The 24,938-nt window shown below is 68.6% G+C and carries 24 protein-coding genes and 1 pseudogene; 9 read left to right on the top strand and 16 right to left on the bottom strand.

Annotated features, from left to right (window positions below; all coding sequences use genetic code 11):
- Positions 1-212, top strand: a pseudogene (locus tag ACXJLU_RS19095) (IS701 family transposase); the annotation flags it as partial.
- Positions 213-214: 2 nt separating this feature from the next.
- Here ACXJLU_RS19095 and ACXJLU_RS19100 read toward each other — a convergent pair.
- The 4 genes from ACXJLU_RS19100 to queG form a co-directional block, all read right to left on the bottom strand.
- Complete coding sequence (locus tag ACXJLU_RS19100) at positions 215-2,419, bottom strand: TonB-dependent receptor (RefSeq protein ID WP_457333635.1); 2,205 nt, start codon at positions 2,417-2,419, stop codon at positions 215-217.
- Positions 2,420-2,498: 79 nt separating this feature from the next.
- Positions 2,499-3,530, bottom strand: a complete 1,032-nt coding sequence (locus ACXJLU_RS19105) for a purine-nucleoside phosphorylase (protein ID WP_457333637.1) — start codon at positions 3,528-3,530, stop codon at positions 2,499-2,501.
- A complete protein-coding gene (locus ACXJLU_RS19110; protein WP_457333639.1) occupies positions 3,527-4,579 on the bottom strand; it encodes a 5'-methylthioadenosine/S-adenosylhomocysteine nucleosidase in 1,053 nt (350 codons plus the stop codon). The genes ACXJLU_RS19105 and ACXJLU_RS19110 overlap by 4 nt, the downstream gene beginning before the upstream one ends.
- A gap of 64 nt (positions 4,580-4,643) precedes the next feature.
- Positions 4,644-5,738, bottom strand: coding sequence for a tRNA epoxyqueuosine(34) reductase QueG (gene queG, locus ACXJLU_RS19115; protein WP_457333641.1), 1,095 nt, complete (start codon positions 5,736-5,738; stop codon positions 4,644-4,646).
- On the opposite strand from queG, the gene tsaE reads away from it, so the two are divergent.
- Entirely contained in the window at positions 5,739-6,227 is a 489-nt protein-coding gene (gene tsaE, locus ACXJLU_RS19120) for a tRNA (adenosine(37)-N6)-threonylcarbamoyltransferase complex ATPase subunit type 1 TsaE (RefSeq protein ID WP_457333643.1), read from the top strand.
- Positions 6,224-7,585 (top strand): N-acetylmuramoyl-L-alanine amidase, encoded by a 1,362-nt coding sequence (locus ACXJLU_RS19125; RefSeq protein WP_457333645.1) that lies wholly within the window; start codon positions 6,224-6,226, stop codon positions 7,583-7,585. Before tsaE ends, ACXJLU_RS19125 begins: the two co-directional genes overlap by 4 nt.
- A 1-nt stretch (position 7,586) precedes the next feature.
- On the opposite strand, the gene ACXJLU_RS19130 is transcribed toward ACXJLU_RS19125, so the two are convergent.
- Together ACXJLU_RS19130 and ACXJLU_RS19135 are read right to left on the bottom strand one after the other, a co-directional pair.
- Positions 7,587-8,231: a DedA family protein gene (locus tag ACXJLU_RS19130; protein WP_457333647.1), complete on the bottom strand. Its 645-nt coding sequence runs from the start codon at positions 8,229-8,231 to the stop codon at positions 7,587-7,589.
- 53 nt (positions 8,232-8,284) lie between these two features.
- Positions 8,285-9,916, bottom strand: a complete 1,632-nt coding sequence (locus tag ACXJLU_RS19135) for a cation:proton antiporter (protein WP_457333649.1) — start codon at positions 9,914-9,916, stop codon at positions 8,285-8,287.
- A gap of 34 nt (positions 9,917-9,950) precedes the next feature.
- Between ACXJLU_RS19135 and mutL the strand changes: the two genes are divergently transcribed.
- Positions 9,951-11,831: a DNA mismatch repair endonuclease MutL gene (gene mutL / locus ACXJLU_RS19140; protein ID WP_457333651.1), complete on the top strand. Its 1,881-nt coding sequence runs from the start codon at positions 9,951-9,953 to the stop codon at positions 11,829-11,831.
- A gap of 2 nt (positions 11,832-11,833) precedes the next feature.
- A complete protein-coding gene (locus ACXJLU_RS19145) occupies positions 11,834-12,427 on the top strand; it encodes a MarC family protein (protein WP_200798977.1) in 594 nt (197 codons plus the stop codon).
- Positions 12,428-12,486: 59 nt separating this feature from the next.
- Here ACXJLU_RS19145 and ACXJLU_RS19150 read toward each other — a convergent pair whose 3' ends face one another.
- The 3 genes from ACXJLU_RS19150 to ACXJLU_RS19160 form a co-directional block, all read right to left on the bottom strand.
- Positions 12,487-13,464 (bottom strand): porin, encoded by a 978-nt coding sequence (locus ACXJLU_RS19150; protein WP_457333653.1) that lies wholly within the window; start codon positions 13,462-13,464, stop codon positions 12,487-12,489.
- A gap of 187 nt (positions 13,465-13,651) precedes the next feature.
- Positions 13,652-14,404 carry an amino acid ABC transporter permease gene (locus ACXJLU_RS19155; RefSeq protein ID WP_073466300.1) on the bottom strand — a complete coding sequence of 251 codons (753 nt, stop codon included), beginning with the start codon at positions 14,402-14,404 and terminating at the stop codon, positions 13,652-13,654.
- An 18-nt stretch (positions 14,405-14,422) separates the two neighbouring features.
- The gene (locus ACXJLU_RS19160) at positions 14,423-15,298 is read right to left on the bottom strand and encodes a basic amino acid ABC transporter substrate-binding protein (protein WP_457333655.1); all 876 of its coding nucleotides are present in this window, start codon (positions 15,296-15,298) and stop codon (positions 14,423-14,425) included.
- Positions 15,299-15,505: 207 nt separating this feature from the next.
- On the opposite strand from ACXJLU_RS19160, the gene ACXJLU_RS19165 reads away from it, so the two are divergent.
- A complete protein-coding gene (locus ACXJLU_RS19165) occupies positions 15,506-16,690 on the top strand; it encodes an acyltransferase family protein (protein ID WP_457333657.1) in 1,185 nt (394 codons plus the stop codon).
- Here the strand turns inward: ACXJLU_RS19165 and ACXJLU_RS19170 are convergent.
- Complete coding sequence (locus ACXJLU_RS19170) at positions 16,653-17,441, bottom strand: ferritin-like domain-containing protein (RefSeq protein ID WP_457333659.1); 789 nt, start codon at positions 17,439-17,441, stop codon at positions 16,653-16,655. The genes ACXJLU_RS19165 and ACXJLU_RS19170 overlap by 38 nt on opposite strands.
- A gap of 37 nt (positions 17,442-17,478) precedes the next feature.
- Between ACXJLU_RS19170 and ACXJLU_RS19175 the strand changes: the two genes are divergently transcribed.
- From ACXJLU_RS19175 to ACXJLU_RS19185, 3 genes are read left to right on the top strand one after another with little or no spacing between them, the layout of a single operon-like run.
- Entirely contained in the window at positions 17,479-18,003 is a 525-nt protein-coding gene (locus ACXJLU_RS19175; RefSeq protein WP_457333661.1) for a gamma carbonic anhydrase family protein, read from the top strand.
- Entirely contained in the window at positions 18,003-18,974 is a 972-nt protein-coding gene (gene hslO, locus ACXJLU_RS19180) for an Hsp33 family molecular chaperone HslO (protein WP_457333663.1), read from the top strand. The genes ACXJLU_RS19175 and hslO overlap by 1 nt, the downstream gene beginning before the upstream one ends.
- A 20-nt stretch (positions 18,975-18,994) precedes the next feature.
- Positions 18,995-19,471 (top strand): CopD family protein, encoded by a 477-nt coding sequence (locus ACXJLU_RS19185; RefSeq protein ID WP_457333665.1) that lies wholly within the window; start codon positions 18,995-18,997, stop codon positions 19,469-19,471.
- 10 nt (positions 19,472-19,481) lie between these two features.
- Here the strand turns inward: ACXJLU_RS19185 and ACXJLU_RS19190 are convergent, their stop codons facing one another.
- The 6 genes from ACXJLU_RS19190 to pyrG form a co-directional block, all read right to left on the bottom strand.
- Positions 19,482-20,114 carry an AAA family ATPase gene (locus ACXJLU_RS19190; RefSeq protein WP_457333667.1) on the bottom strand — a complete coding sequence of 211 codons (633 nt, stop codon included), beginning with the start codon at positions 20,112-20,114 and terminating at the stop codon, positions 19,482-19,484.
- Complete coding sequence (gene pnuC, locus ACXJLU_RS19195) at positions 20,111-20,740, bottom strand: nicotinamide riboside transporter PnuC (RefSeq protein WP_457333669.1); 630 nt, start codon at positions 20,738-20,740, stop codon at positions 20,111-20,113. The genes ACXJLU_RS19190 and pnuC overlap by 4 nt, the downstream gene beginning before the upstream one ends.
- 1 nt (position 20,741) lies before the next feature.
- The gene (gene ftsB / locus ACXJLU_RS19200) at positions 20,742-21,023 is read right to left on the bottom strand and encodes a cell division protein FtsB (protein ID WP_457333670.1); all 282 of its coding nucleotides are present in this window, start codon (positions 21,021-21,023) and stop codon (positions 20,742-20,744) included.
- Between the two features lie 18 nt (positions 21,024-21,041).
- Positions 21,042-22,325 (bottom strand): phosphopyruvate hydratase, encoded by a 1,284-nt coding sequence (gene eno / locus ACXJLU_RS19205; RefSeq protein WP_056806403.1) that lies wholly within the window; start codon positions 22,323-22,325, stop codon positions 21,042-21,044.
- A gap of 61 nt (positions 22,326-22,386) precedes the next feature.
- A complete protein-coding gene (gene kdsA, locus ACXJLU_RS19210) occupies positions 22,387-23,241 on the bottom strand; it encodes a 3-deoxy-8-phosphooctulonate synthase (protein WP_457333673.1) in 855 nt (284 codons plus the stop codon).
- Positions 23,238-24,917: a CTP synthase gene (gene pyrG / locus ACXJLU_RS19215; protein ID WP_457333675.1), complete on the bottom strand. Its 1,680-nt coding sequence runs from the start codon at positions 24,915-24,917 to the stop codon at positions 23,238-23,240. The genes kdsA and pyrG overlap by 4 nt, the downstream gene beginning before the upstream one ends.
- Between the last annotated feature and the right edge of the window lie 21 nt (positions 24,918-24,938).

Here is a 24,938-nt window from a genome sequence, read left to right on the forward strand (position 1 = left end):
AGCCCGTCGGCGGCAAAAAAAACTTCATCGAACGCAAAGTGCCTGCCCTTCCCGAGGATTACATCCCCCGAGGCAGTCCTGCGCGCGCAGCGTCACGTGAGCAACTCCATCACGACGCTGCGCCATCAACTCAGCTACATGCTGATCGCCCGCCTCGGGCAGTGCCCCTGCTGCGGAAGGGCACGAGAAAAACTACTCTTGTGACACAGTAAGATTAGAAGTTCGCCTTGAACTGCGCCCCGAAGGTCCGCGGCTCGTTGATGAACCCGGTCCGGTTGTTGAAGTCGATCCCACCCACCACCTGGATCTCGTTCGTGATGTTGCGCGCGAACACCGCCGCCTCGTACTTGCCGTTCGCCCACTGGTAGCCCAGCCGCAGCCCGCCGGTCAGCAGCGACTTGCCGGTGAACTCGGTCGACTCGTACAGGAAGAAGTTGATCTTGCTGCGGTATGCCCAGTCGGTGTAGACGAAGTACTCGCCGCCCGATGCCGTCGGCATGCCGTAGCGCAGCGTCACGTTGCCGATCCACTTCGGCGCCTGCGGCAGCGGGTTGCCGTCGATGTGCCCGCTCGGGTCGCTCATCGTGCACTGCGCGCAGCCCGCCACGACGACATCACCGTCCTTGATCTTCGTCATGTTGTAGCTGCCATTCAGGCCCAGCAGCAGCGTGTCGGTCAGGTAGGCATCGAAGTTGAACTCGACGCCTTGCCCCATCGCCTTCTTCGCGGTGACGAGCTGGGTCGTGTTCCCGTCGCCGCCGACCGCGCTCAGCTGCTGGTCCTTCACGTCGTAGTGGAAGACGCTGAACGCCGTGCGCGCCCGCTTGTTCCACAGGTCGGCCTTCACGCCGGCTTCGTACGAGATATTGGTTTCCGGGCCGGCCTTCGACTGCGGACCGAAGGCCGATGCGTTCTGCAGGCTGGACGCGCGGAAGCCCGTCGCAACGCGGGCATACACGTTCACGTCAGGCGTCAGCACGTAGGTGCCGCTCAGGTCCCAGCTGACTTTCGAGTCGCTGGTGTCGGCGGTGGTGCCGGCGGTGCGATCGATCACCGTGTCGGCGGTCGTCGTCGCCAGATATTTCTCATCGTGCGTGTAGCGCAGCCCACCGCGCACGTTCAGCTGTGGCGTGAACTGGTAGTTGGCCGACCCGAACACCGCCCAGGCGTTGTTGACCTGCGTGGTCTGCACCGAGGTGTCGGGACCGTGGAAGATGGTGTCGTAGCTGACGCTGTTGATCAGGTAGCGCTCGCGGAACAGGTAGACGCCGCTTTGCCACTTCAGCGGGCCGCCGCCGAGCGACTCGAGCCGGAACTCCTGCGAGTACTGGCGGTGGCCGTTCAGTGCGTCCGAGGTCTCGCTCGAGAACGGGATGGTGCCGGGGCCGCTCACGCCGTCCGGTGCGTACGGGGCGCCGTAGCCGCCGTCCACGTCGCCGCGGCTGTAGGTGTACAGGTGCTCGAACCCGGTGATCGAGTTCAGCGCCACGGTATCGAACGCCCAGCGCAGCCGCAGGCTGCTGCCGAAGTTCGACAGCGTCTGCTCGTTCTTGCCGTCGATCGTCACCGACTTCTCGTCGAAGCCGTCGACGAGGTCGTTGCTGCCCTTCTTGATGATGTTGGCGCGGAACAGCCGTGCCGTGCCCTTCAGGTCGCGCATGTGCACGTTGCCGAGCGCGCTGAAACTGCTGCTCGGCTGGTACAGCGCCTGCAGGCGGATCGCGTTGTCGTCGTAGCCCTCGAGCTTGTCGGTCTGCGACGGGCGGTAGTTGTTGTCGACCCAGTCGTCGCGGTGCTGCGACTGGATCGACACGCGGGCCGCGAAATCGGGGCTCGCCGACGCGTTCCACGCCCCTTCGACATTGGTGGTCCCGAAGCTGCCGTAGCTGATGCTGCCGTAGCCCTCGTTCTTCTTCAGCTGCGGCTTGACCGAATCGAACTTGACGACGCCGGCCGGCGTGTTGCGGCCGAAGAGGGTGCCCTGCGGGCCGGCCAGCACCTCGATGCGCTCCAGGTCGAAGGCCGGGAAGCCCTTCAGGATCGGGTTCTCCTGCACCACGTCGTCATAGATCAGCGAGACCGGCTGCGAGGCGTTCAGGTGGAAATCGGTGTTGCCGTAGCCGCGGATGTAGAAACGCGGAAAGGCGCGGCCGAACGACGATTCGATGTTCAGGCTGGGCACGCGGCCGGACAGCATGCGGATGTCTTCGCCGGACGAGTTCAGCACGTCGAGCTTCTCGCCGCCGAGCGTCGAGATCGACATCGGCACGTCCTTCGCGTTCTCGGCGCGGCGCTCGGCCGTCACGGTGACGGGGGCCAGCACGCTGGCCTCCTGGGCCTGGGCCGCCAGTGCGGCCAGGGCCAGTCCGATGCAGAGGGAGGCGCGGGTCAGCGCGAACGGGGCCGCTTGATGGGGCATGGGTACATCCGTGTGGGTGAGTGAATGGAGGGCAACAGCAACTGCCATGCCACGTTCAGGTGCATCGGGGGGGCGCGGCTCAGGGCGCGGGCACGCCGACGCGCCACTGCTCCCAGTGCGCGACGATGTCGGACACCAGCAGCCCGCCCACCGCGTAGAGGTTCTGCGTGGCCGGCACGAAGCCGCCCGGCGTGCCGGCGGTCGACGCCATCAGCGACGCATAGGCGCTCTGCCCCGAATGGGGGCGGTCGAAGTTCGACGCGGTGCGCAGCACGGCCAGCCGCTTCACATCGACGCGGCCGGCCGCCGCCGCCCGGGCCAGCGCGTTGTAGGTGGCGTTGTCTTCCTGCTGGGTCGTGCAGTAGACGCCCTTGCCGTCGGTCATCAGCTTCGTCCAGGCGCGGGCGTGCTCGCCCAGCTTGTCGCCGTGCCACCAGGTGTCGCCGCCCAGCGTGTCGCACTGGGTCACGGTGGGGGCCTGGCGGGCCGCGGGCTGCCTGTAGCGCTTGCGATAGGCCTTCGCAGCGTCGCTGTCGGCGAGCGTCGCGTTCTTGCTGAGCGCCAGCGCCTTCTGCAGCAGCGCCTCGTCGAGTTGCGCGACCTCGGTGTGGTACTCGAGCTTCGGCTTCTCGCCCGGGCCCTTGGTCATGATGCCGAAGTAGCCGGACGCCCAGCCTTTGGGCATCTCGCGTGCATCGAGTTCGTGCGCGATGCCGACATCGACCAGGTAGCGTGCCCACGCGGCGGTGCCGAGCGTGCCGCGCGCCGGGTCGATGCCCGCGATGCCGGCGATCAGGAAGTAGGTCTGCCGCAGGTCGAAGCGCGGGTCGAGCGTGACGGCCATCGTGGACGCGGCGACGTTCGCATGCCCCATGCCCGCAGTCAGCAGGCAGACGTCGTCGGCGTTGCAGCGCAGCGCCGGGCTCTCGGGCAGCAGGCCGGGCACCGGGATCGCCTCGGTCAGCTTCATCGGCGCGATCCACGGGGCGGCCTCGGGCTCGAACATCGCGATGATCAGCACCTTCAGCGGGCGCGGGGCCGCGGGTGTCTGCGCCTGGGCCAGCGAGGCGGCCGTGGCCAGCATCAAGGCAAGGATCGTCTTCGTCTTCATTTCTTTTGTCTCCGGGGAATGGTGCGGGCCTTCCAGGCCTCGAGGAAGGCCATCGTGACGGCCGCTTCATTGGTCTCGGCCAGCCCGCTGGCGAACAGCGCGCCGACGTCGGCGTTGAATTCTTCCGCGCCGGCCAGGTCACTGAGGCTGCGGAACGCGATGTAGGGCACGCCGTTCGCGTGGGCCACGTGCGCGAGCGCCGCGGTCTCCATCTCGAAGGTCTCGGCCTGCAGTTGCTCGAACAGATAGGTGCGGTAAGCCGGGTTCGCGAGGAACAGCGTGCCCGACACGCCGCGCCCGCCGACCACCACGCGCGGCTGCGTCGCGACGCACAGCTTCGGGTCGGGCTCGGCCACGCCGGGCTTGAAGGCCTTCGGGCCGCAGCGCGCGAGCGTTGGCGTGATCGCGCGGGCCACGTCCAGCATCGCCGGATCGGCCTCGTAGTCGAAGCGGAACTCGCCCTGCGGCGCGCGCTCGCGGCTCATCACGAAGTTCTGCCGCATGAACAGCCCGCCGACCGGCGCGGCGCCGACGAAGGGCGGCACCGTCTTGCCGTTGACCTCGGCGAGCTTCAGCCCGAGGCAGCTCACGTCGCCGGCCGCGCCGCAGGGCGCCGGCGGCGTGCCGTCGTGGTTCCAGTAGACCTCCAGCGGCATCGCCCAGCGCTCGGGCACGATCACGTCGCCGACGTGGTGGGCCGGGTTCACGCCGCCGCTGATGCCGCTCATGATGAGCCGCTGCACGTGGAAGTGGTCGAGCATCAGCTGCGTGACCATCGTCGAGTTGATCATGCTGACGCCGCTCAGCACGATGACGACCCGGTTGCCGCGCAGCGTGCCGGTCGTGAAGCGGTTGCCGTTGACGGTGAAGCTGCGCCGGCCCTGCGTGTTGGCGACCAGGATGTCGGCCTCGGCACCGAAGGCCGAGACGATGCCGATGCGCGGCGTGCAGTCGCTCAGGCAGCGCGGCGCGGCATGCGCGGGGGACCCGGCGACAGCGAAGGCGAGGGTGAAGGCAAGGGACAGGAGCGACAGCAGGCGAGCGATCATGCGGGGCAGTTCGTTGAAGACGGCATTGGGTTCAGCAATGTTCGTGCCGTTCAACTGCCACGGCTCACGCGGAGAGCGCCCAGTCTATGTGCTCCCGCACCAGTTCGTCAGCCCCCTCGCGCGAGGCCTGCAACGCGGCGGCCAGCGCCGCGCGGTCGGCGGCCGGGGTGGCCGCGTGGCGCAGCGCGTTGCCGATCGCCACCGCGAGGTTGCGGCGCCAGCGCTGGTGGCCGATGCGGCGGATCGCGCTGCCCTCGGTGTGGCGCAGGAAGTCGGCCTCGGTCCAGGCCCAGAGCCCGAGCAGCGTGGGCGCGGCGAGCGTGTCGCGCATGTCGAAGTCGGGCAGCGGGCTGCGTCGGGCGTACTTGTTCCACGGGCAGGCCAGTTGGCAATCGTCGCAGCCGTAGATGCGGTTGCCGATGGCCGGGCGCAGCTCGACCGGAATCGGCCCGGCATGCTCGATCGTCAGGTACGAGATGCAGCGCCGCGCATCGACGCGGTAGGGCGCGACGATGGCGCGCGTCGGGCAGACGTCGATGCAGGCGCTGCAGCTGCCGCAATGGCCGGTGACCGGGGTCGACAGCGGCAGCGGCAGGTCGACGTAGATCTCGCCGAGGAAGAACATCGAGCCGGCCTCGCGGTGCAGCGTCAGCGTGTGCTTGCCGCGCCAGCCGATGCCGCTGCGCGACGCGAGTTCGACCTCGAGCACCGGTGCCGAATCGGTGAACACCCGGTGGCCGCGCGGGCCGACCTCCTGCTGCAGGCGGTCGGCGAGTTTCTGCAGCCGGTTGCGCAGCACCTTGTGGTAGTCGCGGCCGCGGGCATAGACCGACACGGTGGCCTGTGCGGGCGACGCGAGGCGGTCCCATTCGACGGCCTGCCAGTCGTCGGGGGTCCCGTTCGGCAGGTAGTCCATGCGCGCGGTGATGACCCGCACGGTGCCCGGCACCAGCTCGGCCGGGCGTGCGCGCTTCAGGCCGTGCGCGGCCATGTAGCCCATCTCGCCATGGAAACCGTCGCGCAGCCACGCCAGAAGCCCTGCCTCGGCGGAGGACAGATCCACATCGGCCACGCCGATCTGTGAAAATCCGAGCGCGAGGCCCCATTCGCGCAACTGCGCGACGAGGCCATCACCGTCCAACTGCTGAGCTTCGGTCATTTGACGATTCTAGAAACCCGATCGCTGCCCTGGCCCGACGAGGCCGCCTGCGCCGCCACTGCGCAGCGGCTGGCGGCCCATCCCGCGCTGCGCAGGGCCTTCATCGAACTGCACGGCCCGCTGGGCGCCGGCAAGACCACCTTCACGCGCCACCTGCTGCAGGCCCTCGGCGTCACCGGTCGCATCAAGAGCCCGACCTATGCGGTGATGGAGCAGTATCCGTTGCCGGGCGCACCGGTCATCTCGCATTTCGATTTCTACCGCTTCGAGGACCCGCAGGAGTTCGAGGACGCCGGCTTTCGCGACGTGTTCGGGGCGCCGGGGCTGAAGATCGCCGAGTGGCCGGAGCGGGCGGAGGGGCTGCTGCCGCTGGCCGACCTGCGGATCGACATTGCGTTCGATGACCTTGATGCCGGCGAAGACGGTGGAGGGCCGCGCCGTGTGCGCCTGGCCGCGCAGACGCCGCTCGGCGTGGAGCTGCTGTCGTGAAGCGCCGCGCCGCGCTTCAAGGCCTCGGCAGCATCGTGCTGATGCTCGGTGCGAACGAACTCGCGTTCGGCGCGAGCATCGTCGCGGTGCGCGTCTGGCCGGCCACCGACTACACCCGCGTGACGCTCGAGTCCGACAGCGCGTTGTCGGTCAAGCACTTCCTGGCCGAGAACCCGAACCGACTCGTCATCGACATCGACGGGCTGGAGCTGAGCCCGGCGCTGCGCGAGCTGGTCGGCAAGGTGCGCTCCGACGATCCGTTCATCGGCGGCGTGCGGGTCGGGCAGAACCAGCCGCGCGTCGTGCGCCTGGTGATCGACCTGAAGCAGGCGACCGCGCCGCAGCTGTTCACGCTGGCGCCGGTGGCGGCCTACCAGCACCGGCTGGTGTTCGACCTCTATCCGACCGAAGAGCGCGATCCGCTGCTGTCGCTGATCAAGGACAAGGAACAGGCCGAGCAGCGTGCCGCGCAGGAGGTGCAGGATGCCCTCGGCGAGTTCATCGGCAAGATCGGCAAGCCGCCGGAGGTGAGCATCAAGCCGCTGCCGGCACCGGCGCAACCGCCGGTGGCCGCGGCCTCGCAAGCGCACGGTGGGCCGCTGGCCTCCGGCGCCGCGACGGTGCCGCCGATGTCGCAGGGCCGCATCGACCGGCTGATCATCGTCGCGCTCGATCCCGGCCATGGTGGCGAGGATCCCGGCGCGAGCGGCCCGAGCGGGCTGCACGAGAAAGACGTGGTGCTGCAGGTGGCGCTGAAGCTGCGCGACCGCATCAACGCGTTGCCGGGCTTCCGCGCGATGATGACCCGCGACGCCGATTTCTTCGTGCCGCTGCAGGACCGGGTGCGCAAGGCCCGGCGCGTGCAGGCCGACCTGTTCGTGTCGATCCATGCCGATGCGTTCCTGACGCCGAAGGCGCGCGGCGCGTCGGTGTTCGCGCTGTCGCAGCATGGCGCCACCAGCACGGCAGCGCGCTGGATGGCCGACAAGGAGAACGCGGCCGACATGGTGGGCGGCGTCAACTTCAAGGCCAAGGACGCCGCGGTGCTGCGCGMGATGCTCGACATGAGCACGACCGCGCAGATCAAGGACAGCATGAAGCTCGGCAGCGAGGTGCTGGGCCAGATCGGCAAGGTCGGCAAGCTGCACAAGGGCAGCGTCGAACAGGCCGGCTTCGCGGTGCTGAAGGCGCCGGACATCCCGTCGATCCTGGTCGAGACGGCGTTCATCTCGAACCCGGAAGAAGAAGCCAAGCTGCGCGACCCGCAGTACCAGCTGCAGTTGGTCGAGGCGCTGACGACCGGGATCCGGCGCTACTTCGCGAAGAACCCGCCGCTGGCGAGGCAGCGGCAGTTGTAGATCACGCGGCCTGAGTGCGCCGCGCCTTCCACGCGCCGAACAGCACCAGCAAGCCCGGCAGCAGGATCGCGCCCCAGATGATCTTGTCGAGGTGCTCCTTGACCCAAGGGATGTTGCCGAACAGGAACCCGGCCATCGTGACGCCACCCACCCACAGCACCGCGCCGCTCACGTCGTACAGCGTGAACTTGCGGCGCGTCATCTGCGCGACGCCGGCCACGAACGGCGCGAAGGTGCGCAGGAAGGGCATGAAGCGCGCCGCGATGATCGTGATGCCGCCGTACTTCTCGTAGAACGCATGGGCCTGCTCGAAGGCCCGCTTGTTGAAGAAGCGCGAGTTCTCCCACTGGAACACCCGTGGCCCGAAGTAGCGGCCGATCGCGTAGTTGCTCTGGTTGCCCAGGATCGCCGCGGCCACCAGCAGCCCGATCGACAGCGGCAGGCTCATCAGCCCCGCACCGCACAGCGCGCCGACGACGAACAGCAGCGAGTCGCCCGGCAGGAAGGGCATCACGACGACGCCGGTCTCGACGAAGATGATCAGGAACAGCAGCGCGTACACCCAGGTGCCGTAGGCCGCGACGAAGTTTGCGAGGTGCACGTCGACGTGCAGGATGAAATCAAGGATGAAGTGGGCGATGTCCATGGGCGGCGATTATCGGTGGTCGCAAATTGCGACCACCTCGAGCTTCACGGCGGCTACAGCAACGTCTTGATCGCCCGCGCCATCTGCGCGCTCTGCTCGTCGCGCGCGTCGCTGACGAACTGCGCGCCGAACTCCTCCAGCCACGCGCGCTCGGCATCGGTGTTCGCGCTGCCGCTGATCACGATGCGCGGGTTCAGCCGTCGCGCCTGCGTGCAGACCTGGATCTTGGCGCCCAGCAGCAGGTCGGCAACGACCAGCAGCCGCGCGTCGGCAATGCCGGCCGCCTGCAGCACCTCGCCGCGGGTCGGGTCGCCGAACACCAGCGTCATGCCGGGCACCGCTTCGATGTCCGGATCGTTGTGCACCGCGGCGACCGCGATGCCGTTCTCGACGCAGCGCGCCGCGATGCGCCGGCCCAGCGCGCCGTAACCGCACAGCAGCACAGCCGGCGCGGTGTGCGCCGCCGCGTCGGCCGGCGCGGCGGTGGGTTCGACGTGCGCCGCATCCGGCTCCGCGACCCGCTTGCCGATCCAGCGGAACAGCAGCGGGTTGACCGCGATCGAGACGATCGCGCCGACCACCAGCGCGTCCATCGCCTCGCGCGGCAGCACGCCGATCGACAGCCCCAGGCTCGCGAGGATGAACGAGAACTCGCCGATCTGCGCGAGACCCACCGCCACCGTCGCGGCGGTGCGCGGGGGCTCGCGCAGCACCGCGACGATCGCGACCGCGATCAGCGGCTTGATCACCAGCACGATCGCAAGCACGCCCAGCACCATCCACGGCTGCTGCACGACGAAGCTCGGGTTGAACAGCATGCCGACCGAGACGAAGAACAGCGCCGAGAACACGTCGCGGAACGGCGCCATGTCGGCCGCCGCCTGCGGGCCGAAGCGCGATTGCCCGACCACCAGCCCGGCGAAGAACGCGCCGAGTGCCACCGACACGTGGAACACCTCGGCCGCCAGCACCGCGACGCCCAGCGCGACGACGAACACCGTCAGCGTGAACAGCTCCGACGACTGCGTGCGCGCCACTTTCTCGAGCACTCGCCCGACCACGCGCGTGCCGACCACGCCGACCAGCAGCGCGAAGACGACGACCTTGCCGAGCGCCATCAGCAGCGCCATGCCCAATGACTGCGTGGCGCCTGCCGCCCCTTCGGCCGGCGGTGCGAGCAGCGGCAGCACCACCAGCGCACCGACGGTGAACAGGTCCTCGACGATCAGCCAGCCCACCGCGACATGGCCGTCGCGGCTCGCGAGCCGGTTCTGCTCGACCAGCATGCGCATCAGCACCACGGTGCTCGCGACGGCCAGCGCCATGCCGAAGATCGCGCCGGCCGCATGCGACCAGCCGAAGGAGCGCGCCAGCGCCCAGCCGGCGACGCCGGCCACCGCGCTCTGCCCGATCGCCCCCGGCACCGCCAGCTTCCACACCCGCAGCAGCTCCTGCGGGTGGAAGTGCATGCCGACGCCGAACATCAGCAGGATCACGCCGATCTCGGCCAGCTGCGACGCGAGGCCCGCATCGGCCACGAAACCCGGTGTGAACGGCCCGACCACGATGCCGGCCAGCATGTAGCCGACCAGTGTCGACAGCCCGATGCGGCGCGTCAGCGCCCCGAAGACGAGTGCGAACGCGAGGCCGCCGGCGAGCGTGACGAGCAGGGTCAGGTCGTGCATCGGCGCATTATCACGAGCCTCCTACAATTCCCCGATGAATGCCCTTTTGCAGCCCGCCCCCCGCCGTCCGATCCGCGAGCTGCCCGATGAGCTGATCAGCCAGATCGCCGCCGGCGAGGTGGTCGAGCGGCCGGCCTCGGTGGTGCGCGAGCTGGTCGACAACGCGCTCGATGCCGGCGGCCGCGAGATCACCGTCAAGCTGGTGGCCGGCGGGGTGCGCAGCATCCTGGTCGAGGACGACGGGCAGGGCATCCCGAGCGGCGAGTTGCCGCTCGCGCTGCGCCGCCATGCCACCAGCAAGATCGCGTCGCTGGCCGAGCTGGAGGGCGTCGTCACGATGGGCTTTCGCGGCGAGGCGCTGGCCGCCATCGCGTCGGTGGCCGAACTCGCCATCGCGAGCCGCACCGAAGGCGCGCCGCATGCGCAGCGCCTCGATGCGCGCTCGGGCGAGCTGGTGCCGGCGGCGCGCGGCATCGGCACCAGCGTCGAGGTGCGCGAGCTGTTCTTCAGCACGCCGGCGCGCCGCAAGTTCCTGAAGACCGACGCGACCGAGTTCGCGCATTGCCTCGATGCGGTGCGCCGCCATGCGCTGGCCCGGCCGGACGTCGGCTTCGCGGTGTGGCACGAGGGCAAGCTCTCGCAGCAATGGCGCCGCGCGGCGCAGGCGCAGCGCATCCGCGACGTGATGGGCGACGAGTTCGTCGAGCAGAGCTGCGAGGTGCTGCTCGAGGTCGGCCCGATGCGCATCACCGGGCGCGCCGGCACGCCGGCCGCCGCCCGCGCGCGCGCCGACCAGCAGTACGTGTACGTCAACGGCCGCTACGTGCGCGACAAGCTGATCGCCCATGGCGTGCGTTCCGCCTACGAAGACGTGTTGCACGGCGGGCGCCAGCCGGCGTACGTGCTGTTCATCGAGATCGCGCCCGACCGCGTCGACGTGAACGTGCACCCGACCAAGATCGAGGTGCGCTTCCGCGATTCACGCGAGGTGCACCAGGCAGTTCGCCGGGCAGTGGAGGCTGCGCTGGCCGCGCCGCGCGCCGCGGCGGCAGCGGGCGACGAGGCCGGTGGCGTGGCGGGCGTGCTGCTCGCGTCGGAACACCTGGCGGGTTACTCGGCGGTGCCGGCGGCGCGGCCGGCGCCGTTTGGTGGGGGCAGCTTCGCGCCGTCGCCGATGCGCCCGCAGGTGCAGGGCGCGCTCGGGCTGCAGCAGGTGGCGACGCTGTGGGGCGGTGGCGAGGCCGCACCGGCGGCACGCCTTGCACCGGCTGCCGGGGCGCTGTCGGCGGTGCCTTCCACGTCGGCGCCCGCCCTCGACTTCCAGCGCGACGAATGGCCGCTCGGCCGCGCGATCGCGCAGATCGGCGGCGTGTTCGTGCTGGCCGAGAACCACCACGGCCTGGTGATCGTCGACATGCACGCGGCGCACGAACGCATCGTCTACGAGCGACTGAAGGCCAGCCTCGGCAGCACGGCGATCGACAGCCAGCCCTTGCTGATCCCGGCCACCTTCGCCGCGACCGCGCAAGAGATCGCGACCGCCCAGGCGCAGGCCGACAACCTGCGCACGCTGGGGCTCGACGTCTCGCCGCTGTCGGCCACGACGCTGGCGGTGCGCTCGCAGCCGGCGGCGCTGGTCGGCGGCGACGTGGTCGAGCTCGCGCGCAGCGTGCTGGCCGAGCTGTCGCAGTACGACGCCAGCAGCGTGATCCAGCGCGCGCAAGATGAGTTGCTGTCGACGATGGCCTGCCACGGCGCGGTGCGCGCGAACCGGCAGCTGACGATCGACGAGATGAACGCGCTGCTGCGCGACATGGAGCGCACCGAGCGCTCCGACCAGTGCAACCACGGCCGGCCGACCTGGCGGCAGATCACGATGAAGGAGCTGGACGCGCTCTTCTGGCGGGGCCGCTGAGCATGGACCACAGCTTTCTTTCGGCCTTCGTGCTGCTGCTGCTGGTGCTCGATCCGCTGGGCAGCCTGCCGATCTTCATCCCGATCATGCGCGACGTGCCGAAGCCGCGGCGCCGCTGGGTCGCGATGCGCGAGGTCGGCATCGCGTTCGGCGTTCTGTTTTTCTTCATGTTCTTCGGCAATGGCTTCCTGCGCGTGATGCACCTGTCGGAGCGCTCGCTCGAAGTCGCCGGCGGCGTGATCCTGCTGATGGTCGCGATCCGGATGATCTTCAGCCACGAAGGCGGCGTCTACGGCACGACCGAGGGCAAGGAGCCGTTGATCTTTCCGCTCGCGGTGCCGCTGCTGGCGGGCCCGTCGGCGATGGCGACCGTGCTGCTGCTGGCCTCGCGCCAGCCCGACCGCCTGCTCGACTGGGTGGCCGCGCTGACGGCGGCGATGGCGGTGTCGGGCGCGGTGCTGATGTTGTGCGACCGCATCCGCCGCCTGCTGGGCGATTCGGTCGTCTCGGCGATCGAGAAGCTGATGGGCCTCGTGCTGACGGCGATCGCCGTCGAGATGGTGCTGGCCGGCCTGAAGCGCTACTTCCTCGGCTGAAAGCAAAAAAGGCCGGTCTTTCGACCGGCCTTTCGGCTTCGACCTTGCGGGAGCAAGGATCAGAAGTTGTGGCGCACGCCCAAGGCGAAGGAGCTGAAGTCCACGCCTTCCGAACCATTGGCGTTCGGGAAGTACGAGGCTTGCGACTTGTTGTCGACCTTCGTGTAGAAGGCGTAGACCTTGGTGCGCTTGCTCAGGTTGTAGTTGTACGCGACGGTGGCTTGCTTCGCATCGGTGTCGGCGTTGCCGTCGACCTTGCCGGCCAGGCCGAAGTTCAGGTGGAATTCCGAAGCGCCGACGGCGTACATGCCCGACAGGCGGACGACGTTGATCTTGCCGTTGTTCGGAGAGTAGGTGGTGCCCAGCTCGGCGCGCTGGTAGTAGCCGCCGAACGTGAACGCGCCCAGCGTGTACAGCGCGCGAACGCCGAACTGCTTGTCCGACTTGTTCTTCGAGAAGCCGGCACCCAGGGCCAGGTCGCCGACCGAGTAGTTGGCGGCGAAGTCATAGGCCTTCTCTTGACCGGCAACGCCTTCGCCGGCCGACACGGCGGCTTCCAGCGACAGGTTCTTCACGAACTCGGGGGCGCGGTAGGCGACCTTGTTCGTGTCGCGCATGACGTAGTTGTAGAGCTTGTCTTCCGACGTGCCGGTGTCATGGTTGTGCATGCTCACGTAGTCGGCCGTCGCGTAGTACGACTCGCTCGTGAAGTTGCCCAGGCGGATCGTGCCCAGCGTGGCGCTTTGCAGGAAGACTTCGGATTGGCGAGCCCAGAAAGCCGACTGGCTTTGCTTGCCGTCGTCGGCATTCAGGCCGTGTTCCAGCTGGAAGCCTGCCTTCAGGCCGCCGCCCAGGTCTTCGACACCCTTGAAGCCGAGACGCGATGCATTGTTCTGCAGCACGGTCTTCTTGTCGTCGCCGACCTTCTGGCTTTCGATGGAGTCGTTCAGGCGACCGTAGATGGTGACGCTGCTTTGCGCGAACGAGGTGCCGGCGGCGACGGTGGCCACAGCGGCGACGATGAGGGAGCGTTTCATGGAAGCTGTCCTTGGGGTTGGGGATTGCATGTACGTGATGCACCCGTTGCTTTTGTCTTGAAGGTGCAAGACGCAAATGTTATGCGGGGGAGGCTTCGATATCGAAAGCCGACAGCACGAACACGTGAAACGCTGCCAGAAACGTTGTGACGGTACGACATCTGACTGCGGCCGAAGCCGCAAGGGCTCACCGACCACGCAAGTGAGCGGGCGCTTCGAGGCGCTTGGCCAGCAGCGAGAGCAGCAAGGTCAGCACGAGGTACAGCGCCGAGATCGCGAGGTAGGGCTCCCAGTAGCGCGAGTAGGTGCCGGCCACGGTGCGGGCGGCCAGCGCGAGCTCGGCCAGGCCGATCGCCGACACCAGCGACGAGTCCTTGATCAGCGTGATGCCCTCGTTGACCAGCGCCGGCATCATGCGGCGGAAGGCCTGCGGCAGCACGATGAAGCGCATCGCCTGCGGGTGCGTGAGGCCCAGGCTGTAGGCGGCCTGGGTCTGCCCGAGGTGGATGCTCTGGATGCCGGCGCGGAAGATCTCGGAGATGTAGGCGCCGGCATTGAGCGTCAGCGCGAGCGCGCCGGAGAAGAACGCGCCGTGCTCCTGGCGGAAGTCGCGGGCGGCCTCGCCGCTGAGCAGCAGGCCGCCGTCCGGGTGGATCAGCGCCGGCATCAGCGCGAAGTGCACCAGCAGGATCTGCACGAACAGCGGCGTGCCGCGGAAGAAGGTCACGTACGCGAGCGTGACCGAGCGCAGCGCGGTCAGGAACCAGCGTGCCGCCAGCGATTTCGGCGGCGGCGCGTCACGCGAGCTGCTGACCAGGCCGAGCGCGACGCCGAGCAGCAGCCCGGCGCCGATCGCGATCAGCGTCAGCAGGATCGTGTTCCACAGGCCCGACAGGAAGAGCGGGCCGTAGCCGGCCAGAATGCTCCAGCGCAAGTCCATGACCGGCTCAGCGCGGGTTTACTTCGAAGCGGCCGACGCGGCCGAAGCGGCCGGCGCGGCGGCGGCTGCGCCGAAGTACTTCGTGAAGATCTGGTCGTAGGTGCCGTCGGCCTTGATGTCGGCCAGGCCCTTGTTCAGCTTCGCGAGCAGCTCGGCATTGCCCTTCTTGACCGCGATGCCGTACTGCTCGGGCGCGAAGGCCTTGTCGGCGACCGTCTTGAACTTGCTGTCGGCGTTGTTGGCGACGTAGTTGATGACCACGCCGTTGTCGGCCACGACCGCATCGACGCCACCGGCTTCCAGTTCCTTCAGCGCGAGCGGGGTCGACTCGAAACGCTTGATGTTGGTGCTGGTCTTGCCCTGCAGCTTGCTGACGACCTCGTCGCCGGTGGTGCCGGTCTGCACGCCGACCTTCAGCTTCTTCAGGTCGTCGAACTTCGAGATCTTCGAGGTCTTCTTGACGGCGATCAGCTGCTGCGCGTCGAAGTAGGGACCGGCGAAGTCCATCGTCTGCTTGCGCTCGTCGGTGATCGTGATGGCCGAGACCAGCAGGTCGCGGTCGCCCTGGCCGAGCGTGTTGAAGATGCCTTCCCACGGCGTGTTGGTGAACTTCACCTCGATGCCGGCCTTCTTCGCGACGGCGGTGACGACGTCGATGTCGAAGCCGACGATTTCGCCCTTCTCGTTCTGCGACTCGAACGGTGCGTAGGCGGCGTCGGTGCCGACGGCGTACACCTTGGCAGGGGCCGGGGCCGGTGCGGACGCGACGACGGCCGGTGCCGAGGCGGCCGGCGCGGCGGCGGTGGGCTCCTGCTTGCTGCAGGCGGCGAGCAGCAGGCCGGCGACGGCCAGGCCGGCTGTTTGCAGGAAGCGACGGGTGTTCAATGCTGTCATGGATACCCCTGGGGTGGTCTGTTGTGTGAGAACGGGATGCTTGGGTCCGCGAGCTAGCAAGTCGCGGGCCGCTGCAGTGTAAGCCTGCCGAAACCGGTTTCCGAGCGGGCCGGCCGGCGCGTCGCCGGGGCCGCCGCGGCCCGTGGATACGGGGTGTCGCGTGGCGCCGCGCGATGCTACAAACGCGCCTCGATCCCGGAACGCCCCATGAATTCGTCTCCCGCTGCGCGCATCCCGCAGCACCTTCCCGCGCTCGATGGCGTGCGCGGCCTGGCCATCGTGCTGGTGCTGTGCCACAACTTCCAGGTCCTCGAAGGGCCGTCCGACCTGGTCGGGCGGGTGTTCGAACTCGCGTTCGACCTCGGCTGGATCGGCGTGCAGATGTTCTTCGTGCTGAGCGGCTTCCTGATCACGCGCATCCTGCTGCAGACGCAGGACGCGCCGAACTATTACTCCGCCTTCTTCGGGCGGCGGCTGCTGCGCATCTTCCCGCTGTACTACGCGACGCTCGCGATCGCCTTCATCGTGCTGCCGGCGCTGGGCGCGATGCCGGCGCGCTGGGAGGTCGACCGGCCGCAGCAGGCATGGCTGTGGCTGTACCTGTCGAACTGGTCGGGCCCCTACGGTGGCGCGACGCATGCGTTCCCGCATTTCTGGTCGCTTGCGGTCGAGGAGCAGTTCTACTTGTTGTGGCCCTTGCTGGTGCACCGGCGCTCGGCTGCGCAGGTGCTGCGCTGGTGCGGCGCGATCGCGGTGGCGATCCTCGGCGTGCGCATCGGCATGCTGGCAGCGGGGTTGGGGCCGGACCCGGTGTACTCGTTCACCGTGACGCGGCTGGATGCGCTGGCGATCGGCGGCGCGGCGGCGGCGTGGCTGCAACTGCCCGGCGCGCCGGCGCGGGCGATCGCGCTGCGGCAGCGCTTGATCGTCGGGGCGCTGGTGCTGGCGGCGATCGGCTTCGTCGCGACGCGCGGCTACCCGCGCACATCGGTGCTCGGGCAGACGCTGGGCTACAGCGTGCTGGCGGTGGTGTTCGCGCTGGGGGTGGTGGCTGCCGCTGCCGGGGATGCGGTCGCGGCGCGCGGCTGGGTCGGCTGGCTGAGGGCCGCGCCGCTGCGCATGCTGGGCCGCTACAGCTATGCGATGTACATCTTCCACAAGCCGCTGCACGACCTGGCCGGCAAGCCGGCGCTGCAGGCGCTCGGGCTGTACGAGCATGCCGGCGTCGCCGTCGCGGTGGGCTACATCGCGGCCGGCACGCTCGTCACACTGGCGCTCGCGATGGCGTCGTACCACCTGTTCGAGAAGCACTTCCTCGGGTTGAAGCGGTGGTTCGTGGCCGAGCCGCCTCCGATCACGGCTCGCTCAGGTACGCCAGCTCCTCTGCGCTGAACCCCGCCGCCTCGCGGGCCTCGCGGTTGAACGGCGGACGCAGCCGCGGCGCCTGGTAGTCGCGCACCAGCACCGCGTAGTGCGCGATCGGGTCGAGCCCGTCGCGCCGGCACAGCCAGCGGTACCACTGGTTGCCGATCGCGACGTGGCCGATCTCGTCGCGCAGGATCACGTCGAGGATCTCGACCGTGCGCTCGTCGCCGGCCTTGCGGAACTTGGCCTGCAGCGGCGGCGTCGCATCGAGCCCGCGCGCTTCCAGCGTGCGCGGCACCAGCGCCATGCGCGCGACCACGTCGCCCGCGGTGCGCTGCGTCATCAGCCACAGGCCGTCGTGCGCGTCGAAATCGCCGTAGTCGTGGCCGCCGCTGCGCAGGTGCGCGCGCAGCAGCGAAAAGTGCAGCGCCTCTTCGCTCGCGACGCGCAGCCAGTCGGCATAGAACGCCACCGGCATGCCGGCGAAGCGGAACGCCGCATCGAGCGCCAGGTTGATCGCGTTGAACTCGATGTGCGCGATCGCATGCAGCAAGGCCGCGCGCCCCTCGGGCGTGAAGGCCGAGCGCATCGCCACCTCCTTCGGCGGCACCAGGCGAGGGCGCTCGGGCCGGCCGGGCAGCTGCGCCGGCACGGCGATGGCTTCATCGGGGTCGATCAGCGCCGCATCGAGCTGCTCGAACAGCGCGCGCGCCGCGGCGGCCTTCTCGGTGGGGTCACGCAGGCTCAAGACCTCCAGGGCGCGCTGTCGCGGGTTCATCCCTAGAATCATAGGCTGTGCATTTCGGGCGCTCGCCATGGCCGTCTATCAATTGGGGGACCTGTCTCCCGACATCGCCGCGTCGGCCTGGGTCGCCGACAGCGCCCGCGTGATCGGCAACGTGAGCCTGGGCGACGACGCGAGCGTCTGGTTCGGCGTCGTGATCCGTGGCGACACCGAGCGCATCGCGATCGGCCGCGGCAGCAACGTCCAGGACAACAGCGTGGTGCACGCCGATGCGGGCTTCCCGGTGTCGGTCGGCGAGAACGTGACGGTCGGCCACCAGGCGATGCTGCACGGCTGCACGATCGGCGATCATTCGCTGATCGGGATCCAGGCCGTGGTGCTCAATGGCGCGAAGATCGGCAGCCACTGCCTGGTCGGCGCTGGCGCGCTGGTCACCGAAGGCCAGAGCTTTCCGGACGGCTCGCTGATCCTCGGCACGCCGGCCCGCGTGGTGCGCCAGTTGTCGCCCGAGCAGAGGCAAGGGCTCGAGAAGAGCGCCGCCCACTATGTCGAGAACGCCCGCCGCTACCAGGCGGGGCTGAAAGAAATCACCTGATGAGCGAGCTTCACAAATTCCTGTTCGAAGGCCTGCCGGTGCGCGGCATGCTGGTGCGGCTGACCGATTCGTGGGTCGAGATCCTGCGCCGGCGCGCCGAGTCGTCCGATGCCTTCCCGCCCGCGGTGCGCGCGCTGCTCGGCGAGATGTCGGCCGCGGCGGTGCTGATGCAGTCGAACATCAAGTTCGAAGGCTCGCTGGTGATGCAGATCTTCGGCGACGGGCCGGTCAAGCTCGCGGTGGCCGAGGTGCAGTCGGACCTCGCGTTCCGCGTCACCGCCAAGGTGGTCGGCGAGGTCGCTCCCGATGCACGCCTCGACGCGATGGTCAACGTGGCCGGCAAGGGCCGCTGCGCGATCACGCTCGACCCGAAACCGCGCGGCCCCGGCCAGCAGCCGTACCAGGGCGTGGTCGCGCTGCATGGCGACCGCGGCGAGCCGCTGCACAAGCTCGCCGACGTGCTCGAGCACTACATGCTGCAGTCGGAGCAGCTCGACACCCGGCTGATCCTCGCGGCCAACGACGAGGTGGCCGCCGGCCTGCTGATCCAGCGCCTGCCGATCGAAGGCGAGGGCAACCTCGCCGGCCGCCGCAATGAAGACGACATCGGCCTGAACGAGGCCTACAACCGCGTCTCGCACCTGGCCTCGACGCTCACCGCCGACGAGTTGCTGACGCTCGACGCCGACACCGTGCTGCGCCGGCTGTTCTGGGAAGAGTCGGTGCGCCGCTTCCCGCCGATGACCGGCGAGCTCGGGCCGCATTTCGCCTGCACCTGCTCGCGCGAGCGGGTCGGCGCGATGCTGAAGGGCCTGGGCCGCGAGGAGGTCGACGGCGTGGTCGCCGAGCAGGGCCGGGTCGAGGTCGGCTGCGATTTCTGCGGGCTGAAATACCACTTCGATGCGGTCGACGTCGGCGAGCTCTTCACGATCGCGCGCGACCAGCCACCCGGCAGCACGACGCTCAACTGAACCCCTGAAGGACTCCCGCGATGCTCTACGCCAGCCTCAAAACGCTGCACTTCCTGTCGGTGATCGTCTGGCTCGGCGGCATGTTCTTCGCGCTGTTCTGCCTGCGGCCCGGCGCGGCGCACCTGCCGCCGGCCGAGCGCGTGCCGCTGATGCAGGCGGTGCTGCAGCGCTTCTTCGGCATCGTGCTGTGGGTCGCGCTGGTCACCGTGCTGAGCGGCGGCTGGATGGTGGGCCGGGTCGCGACGACGACCAAGGCGACCGGCGGGCCGTTCAACATGCCGCTCGAATGGAGCGTGATGGCCGGGCTCGGTCTGCTGATGGTCGCGATCTTCGGGCACATCCGCTTCGCGCTCTTCAAGCGCGTGCAGCGCGCGAGCGCCGCGCAGGACTGGGCGGCTGGTGGCGTCGCGCTGAAGGCGATCCGCGACTGGGTGGCGGTGAACCTGACGATCGGCGTGGTGATCGTCGTCGTCGTGATCGCCGGGACGATGACCTGAGCCCGGAGGGTCAACGCGGCAGCAGGTGCCGCTCGCATTCGGCATCGCCGCAGCGCTCGCAGACCCACTGCCAGCGCGGGTTCGCACGCGCCTCGTCGAGCACCGACGGCGCGAGCAGCGCGTGGCGCACCGCCAGCAGCGCATGCGACAGCCGCGACGGCCCGGTGCCCGCCACCACCGAATAGCCGAGCCCGCCGCGCGACAGCGCCGCGCGCACCAGCGCATTGACCGGCTCGCGCACCTGCGGCCCGTCGCGCTGCAGGCCGTCAGCCTGCCACGGGATGTCGAGCGCCGTCAGCAGCGTCAGCGTGCAGCCGTGCTGCGCCTCGATCGCGCTGTCGTACAGGCTGCGGTCGCCGAACACCTGCTCGCTGTAGACCGCGATCATCAGCGCGGTGGTGTCGGAGATCACGATCTCGTGCGTTGCGGCTGCCGCGGCAATGCGGCGCGTTTGCTCCTGCGCGATGCCCGCCTGCTCGTCGACGCGTGGCGTGCGCGCGTGCCGGTCGCAGAACTCGCGCAGGTATTCGCCGACGAGGGCGACCGAGCGCCCGTCATGCTGCAAGGCTGCCTGCAGTTCGCCGGCGAGCGTCGTCTTGCCGGTGCTCTCGGCGCCGACGATGGCGATGACGTGCCCGTTCATGCCGCGCGTTCGACCCGCTGCCACGCGCGCCAGCCGGCGAACGACATGCCGAGGAAGATCGCGTACAGCACGGCCGTGAGCCACAGCCCCTTGTACGCGAACAGCGCGATGCTGACGGTGTTGACGACCACCCACATCGGCCAGTTCTCGACGTACTTGCGGCCGAGCAGCCACTGCCCGACCACGCTGGCCGCGGTGGGGAAGGCATCCCACCAGGGCACGTCGGTGTCGGTGTAATGCTTCAGGAACCAGCCGAGCACCGGCCACAGCGCGAGCGTCGCGGCGACCACCGCGAGCCGGCCGCGCCCGCCCATCGAGCGCACCCGCAGCGCGTGGCCGCCCTCCTGCGTGCCGCGCAGCCACTGCCACCAGCCCCAGCCGGCGACGAGCGCGAAGAACACCTGCAGGCTGGCGTCTCCGTACAGCTTGTTGTCCCAGAAGAGCGCGACGTAGAGCAGCGAGCTGACGATGGCCAGCGGCCAGCCGATCGGGTTGACGCGGATGTTGCACACCACCATCGCGATCGCCAGCACGAAGGCGACCACCTCCACCCAGCTGACGGGTGCGCCCCACAGCACGAAGGCCTGGGCGAACAGCGGCTGCATCCACTGCAGCAGATCCGTCATGTCAGGGGCGTTTGGCGGTCGACACCTGGACGTAGATCTCGTCCGGCTTGACCATGCCGAGTTCGAAGCGCGCTTTCTCCTCGACCATCTCGAGGCCTTCCTTCAGGTCGCTGACCTCGGCGACCAGGCGCTCGTTGCGCATGCGCGCCGCGTCGTTCTCGCCCTTCTTCTGGTCGAGCTTGGCCTGCAGCTCCATCACGCGCGGCACGCCGCCCTTGCCGAACCAGAGTTCGGCATGGACGAGAACCAGCAGCGCGATGAGGCCGAGGGTGACGAGGCGCACGTCGAAGACAGCAGCGGATCAGCGCAGGTTGTAGAAGGCCGCGCGGCCGGGGTAGCTGGCCACGTCACCGAGGTCTTCTTCGATGCGCAGCAGCTGGTTGTACTTCGCCATGCGGTCCGAGCGGCTGAGCGAGCCGGTCTTGATCTGGCCGGCGTTGGTGCCGACCGCGATGTCGGCGATGGTCGAGTCTTCGGTCTCGCCCGAACGGTGGCTGATCACCGCGGTGTAGTTGGCGCGCTTGGCCATCTCGATCGCGGCGAAGGTTTCGGTCAGCGTGCCGATCTGGTTGATCTTGATCAGGATCGAGTTCGCGATGCGCTTGTCGATGCCTTCCTTCAGGATCTTGGTGTTGGTGACGAACAGGTCGTCGCCCACCAGCTGCACCTTGGTCGTCAGGCGCTCGGTGATGTGCTTCCAGCCGTCCCAGTCGCCTTCGGCCATGCCGTCTTCGATGCTGATGATCGGGTACTTGTCGACCCAGGTCGCGAGGATGTCGGTCCACTCGGGCGCGCTCAGCGTCAGGCCTTCGGCGCTCAGCACGTACTTGCCGTCCTTGTAGAACTCGCTGGCGGCGCAATCGAGGCCGAGCGCGATCTGCTCGCCGGCCACGAAGCCGGCCTTGTCGATCGCCTGCAGGATCAGCTGGATCGCCGCCTCGTGGCTCGCGACGCTGGGTGCGAAGCCGCCTTCGTCGCCGACCGCGGTGCTCATGCCCTTGTCGTTGATGATCTTCTTCAGCGCGTGGAACACTTCGGCGCCATAGCGCATCGCTTCGCGGAAGCTCGGGGCACCCACCGGGATGATCATCAGCTCCTGCAGGTCGAGGCTGTTGTTCGCGTGCGCGCCGCCGTTGATGACGTTCATCATCGGCACCGGCATCTGCATCGCGCCCGAGCCGCCGAAGTAGCGGTACAGCGGCAGGCCGCTTTCTTCGGCCGCGGCGCGCGCCACGGCCATCGAGACGGCCAGCGTCGCGTTCGCGCCCAGGCGGCTCTTGTTCTCGGTGCCGTCCAGGTCGATCAGCGTGCGGTCGAGGAAGGCCTGCTCCGACGCGTCGAGGCCGAGCACGGCTTCGCTGATCTCGGTGTTCACATGCTCGACGGCCTTCAGCACGCCCTTGCCGAGGTAGCGGTTCTTGTCGCCGTCGCGCAGCTCGATCGCTTCGCGCGAGCCGGTGGACGCGCCCGAGGGCACCGCGGCGCGGCCCATCACGCCGGATTCCAGCAGCACGTCGCATTCGACGGTCGGGTTGCCGCGGCTGTCGAGGATCTCGCGGCCGACGATGTCAACAATGGCACTCATTCAGTCTTCCTTCAGGGTTTCGACAACTGCTGGTTGATCAACTGCTAGGTGATTCTGGCAGTCAGTTGAAATCGGCTTCGAGAAAGCCGTTCTTCTTCGTGATGCGGTCGAGTTCGACCAGCGTGGACAGCAACTCTTTCATGCGCTTCAGCGGCACCGCGTTCGGGCCGTCGCTCAGTGCCTCGGCCGGGTTCGGGTGCGTCTCCATGAAGACGCCCGCCACGCCGACCGCGATGGCCGCGCGCGCCAGCACCGGCACGAACTCGCGCTGGCCGCCGGAACTCGTGCCCTGGCCGCCGGGCAGCTGCACCGAGTGGGTCGCGTCGAACACCACCGGGGCGTTCGTGTCGCGCATGATGGCCAGCGAGCGCATGTCGCTGACGAGGTTGTTGTAGCCGAAGCTCGCGCCGCGCTCGCAGGCCATGAAGCTGTCTTCCGGCAGGCCCTTGTCGTGCGCGGCGGCACGGGCCTTGTCGATGACGTTCTTCATGTCGCCGGGCGCGAGGAACTGGCCCTTCTTGATGTTGACCGGCTTGCCCGACTGCGCGACCGCGCGGATGAAATCGGTCTGGCGGCACAGGAAGGCGGGCGTCTGCAGCACGTCGACGATGGCGGCCACGCGCTCGATCTCCTCGGTGCTGTGCACGTCGGTCAGCACCGGCACGCCGATCTCGCGCTTGACCTTGGCCAGGATCTCGAGCCCGCGCTCCATGCCGGGGCCGCGGAACGAGGTGCCCGACGAGCGGTTCGCCTTGTCGTAGCTCGACTTGAAGATGAACGGGATGCCGAGCGCGGTCGTCATTTCCTTCAGCTGGCCGGCGACGTCGAGCTGCAATTGCTCCGTCTCGACGACGCAGGGCCCGGCGATCAGGAAGAAGGGCTTGTCGAGGCCGACGTCGAATCCACAGAGCTTCATGCCGCGGCCTTCTCGGGTTGCGGCCGCTCGCTGCGGGCGGTCTGGTGCGCGAGCGCGGCCTGGATGTAGGAGCGGAACAGCGGGTGGCCTTCCCACGGCGTCGACTTGAACTCCGGGTGGAACTGCACGCCCATGAACCACGGGTGCACGGTGCGCGGCAGCTCGACGATCTCGGTCAGCTTCTCGCGCTGCGTCAGCGCCGAGATCACGAGGCCGGCCTCGCGCAACTGGTCGAGGTAGTTGACGTTGGCCTCGTAGCGGTGGCGGTGGCGCTCGTTGACGACATCGCCGTAGATCTCGTGCGCGAGCGTGCCGGGCACCACGTCGGAGCTCTGCGCGCCCAGGCGCATCGTGCCGCCGAGATCGGAGTTCGCGTCGCGGGTCTGGATCGAGCCGTCGGCGTCCTGCCACTCGTCGATCAGCGCGATCACCGGGTTCGGCGTCTCGGGGTCGAACTCGGTGCTGTTGGCGTTCGCGAGGCCCGCCTTGTGGCGCGCGATCTCGATCGTGGCGACCTGCATGCCCAGGCAGATGCCGAGGTAGGGCAGCTTGTGCTCGCGGGCGAACTGGGCGGTGAGGATCTTGCCCTCGACGCCGCGCTTGCCGAAGCCGCCGGGCACCAGGATCGCGTCGTAGCGCGCGAGCTGGCTCACGTTGTCGGTGGTCAGCGTCTCGGAATCGACGTACTCGATGTTGATGCGGGCATGGTTGTGGATGCCGGCATGGCGCAGCGCCTCGTTCAGCGACTTGTACGAATCGGACAGGTCGGTGTACTTGCCGCACATCGCGATCGTGACCTCGCGCTTCGGGTGCTCGACCTCGTCGACCAGCGCATCCCAGCGCTTCAGGTTGGCCGGCGGGGTGTTGATGCGCAGCTTGTCGCAGATCAGGCCGTCGAGGCCCTGCTCATGCAGCATGCGCGGCACCTTGTAGATGGTGTCGGCATCCCAGACCGAGATCACGCCCCATTCGGGCACGTTGGTGAAGAGCGAGATCTTCTCGCGCTCTTCGTCGGGGATGCGGCGGTCGGCGCGGCACAGCAGCGCATCGGCCTGGATGCCGATCTCGCGCAGCTTCTGCACGGTGTGCTGGGTGGGCTTGGTCTTCAGCTCGCCGGCGGCGGCGATCCACGGCACGTAGGTCAGGTGCACGAACGCGGTGTTGTTCGGGCCCATGCGCAGGCTCATCTGACGCGCGGCTTCGAGGAAGGGCAGCGATTCGATGTCGCCGACGGTGCCGCCGACCTCGACGATCGCGACATCGACCGCCTGCTCGGTGCCGAAGGCCGCGCCGCGCTTGATGAATTCCTGGATCTCGTTGGTGACGTGCGGGATCACCTGCACCGTCTTGCCGAGGTAGTCGCCGCGGCGCTCTTTCTCGAGCACGCTCTTGTAGATCTGGCCGGTGGTGAAGTTGTTGGCCTTCTTCATGCGCGTCGTGATGAAGCGCTCGTAGTGGCCGAGGTCGAGGTCGGTTTCGGCGCCGTCGTCGGTGACGTACACCTCGCCGTGCTGGAAGGGGGACATGGTGCCCGGATCGACGTTGAGGTACGGATCCAGCTTGATGAGGGTGACCTTGAGGCCGCGCGATTCGAGAATCGCTGCAAGTGATGCAGCCGCGATGCCCTTGCCCAGCGAGGACACCACACCGCCGGTGACAAAGACGAACTTGGTCATTGCAGGGTCAGCAGGCGCCTT

The sequence above is a fragment of the Rhizobacter sp. P5_C2 genome (assembly GCF_054049715.1).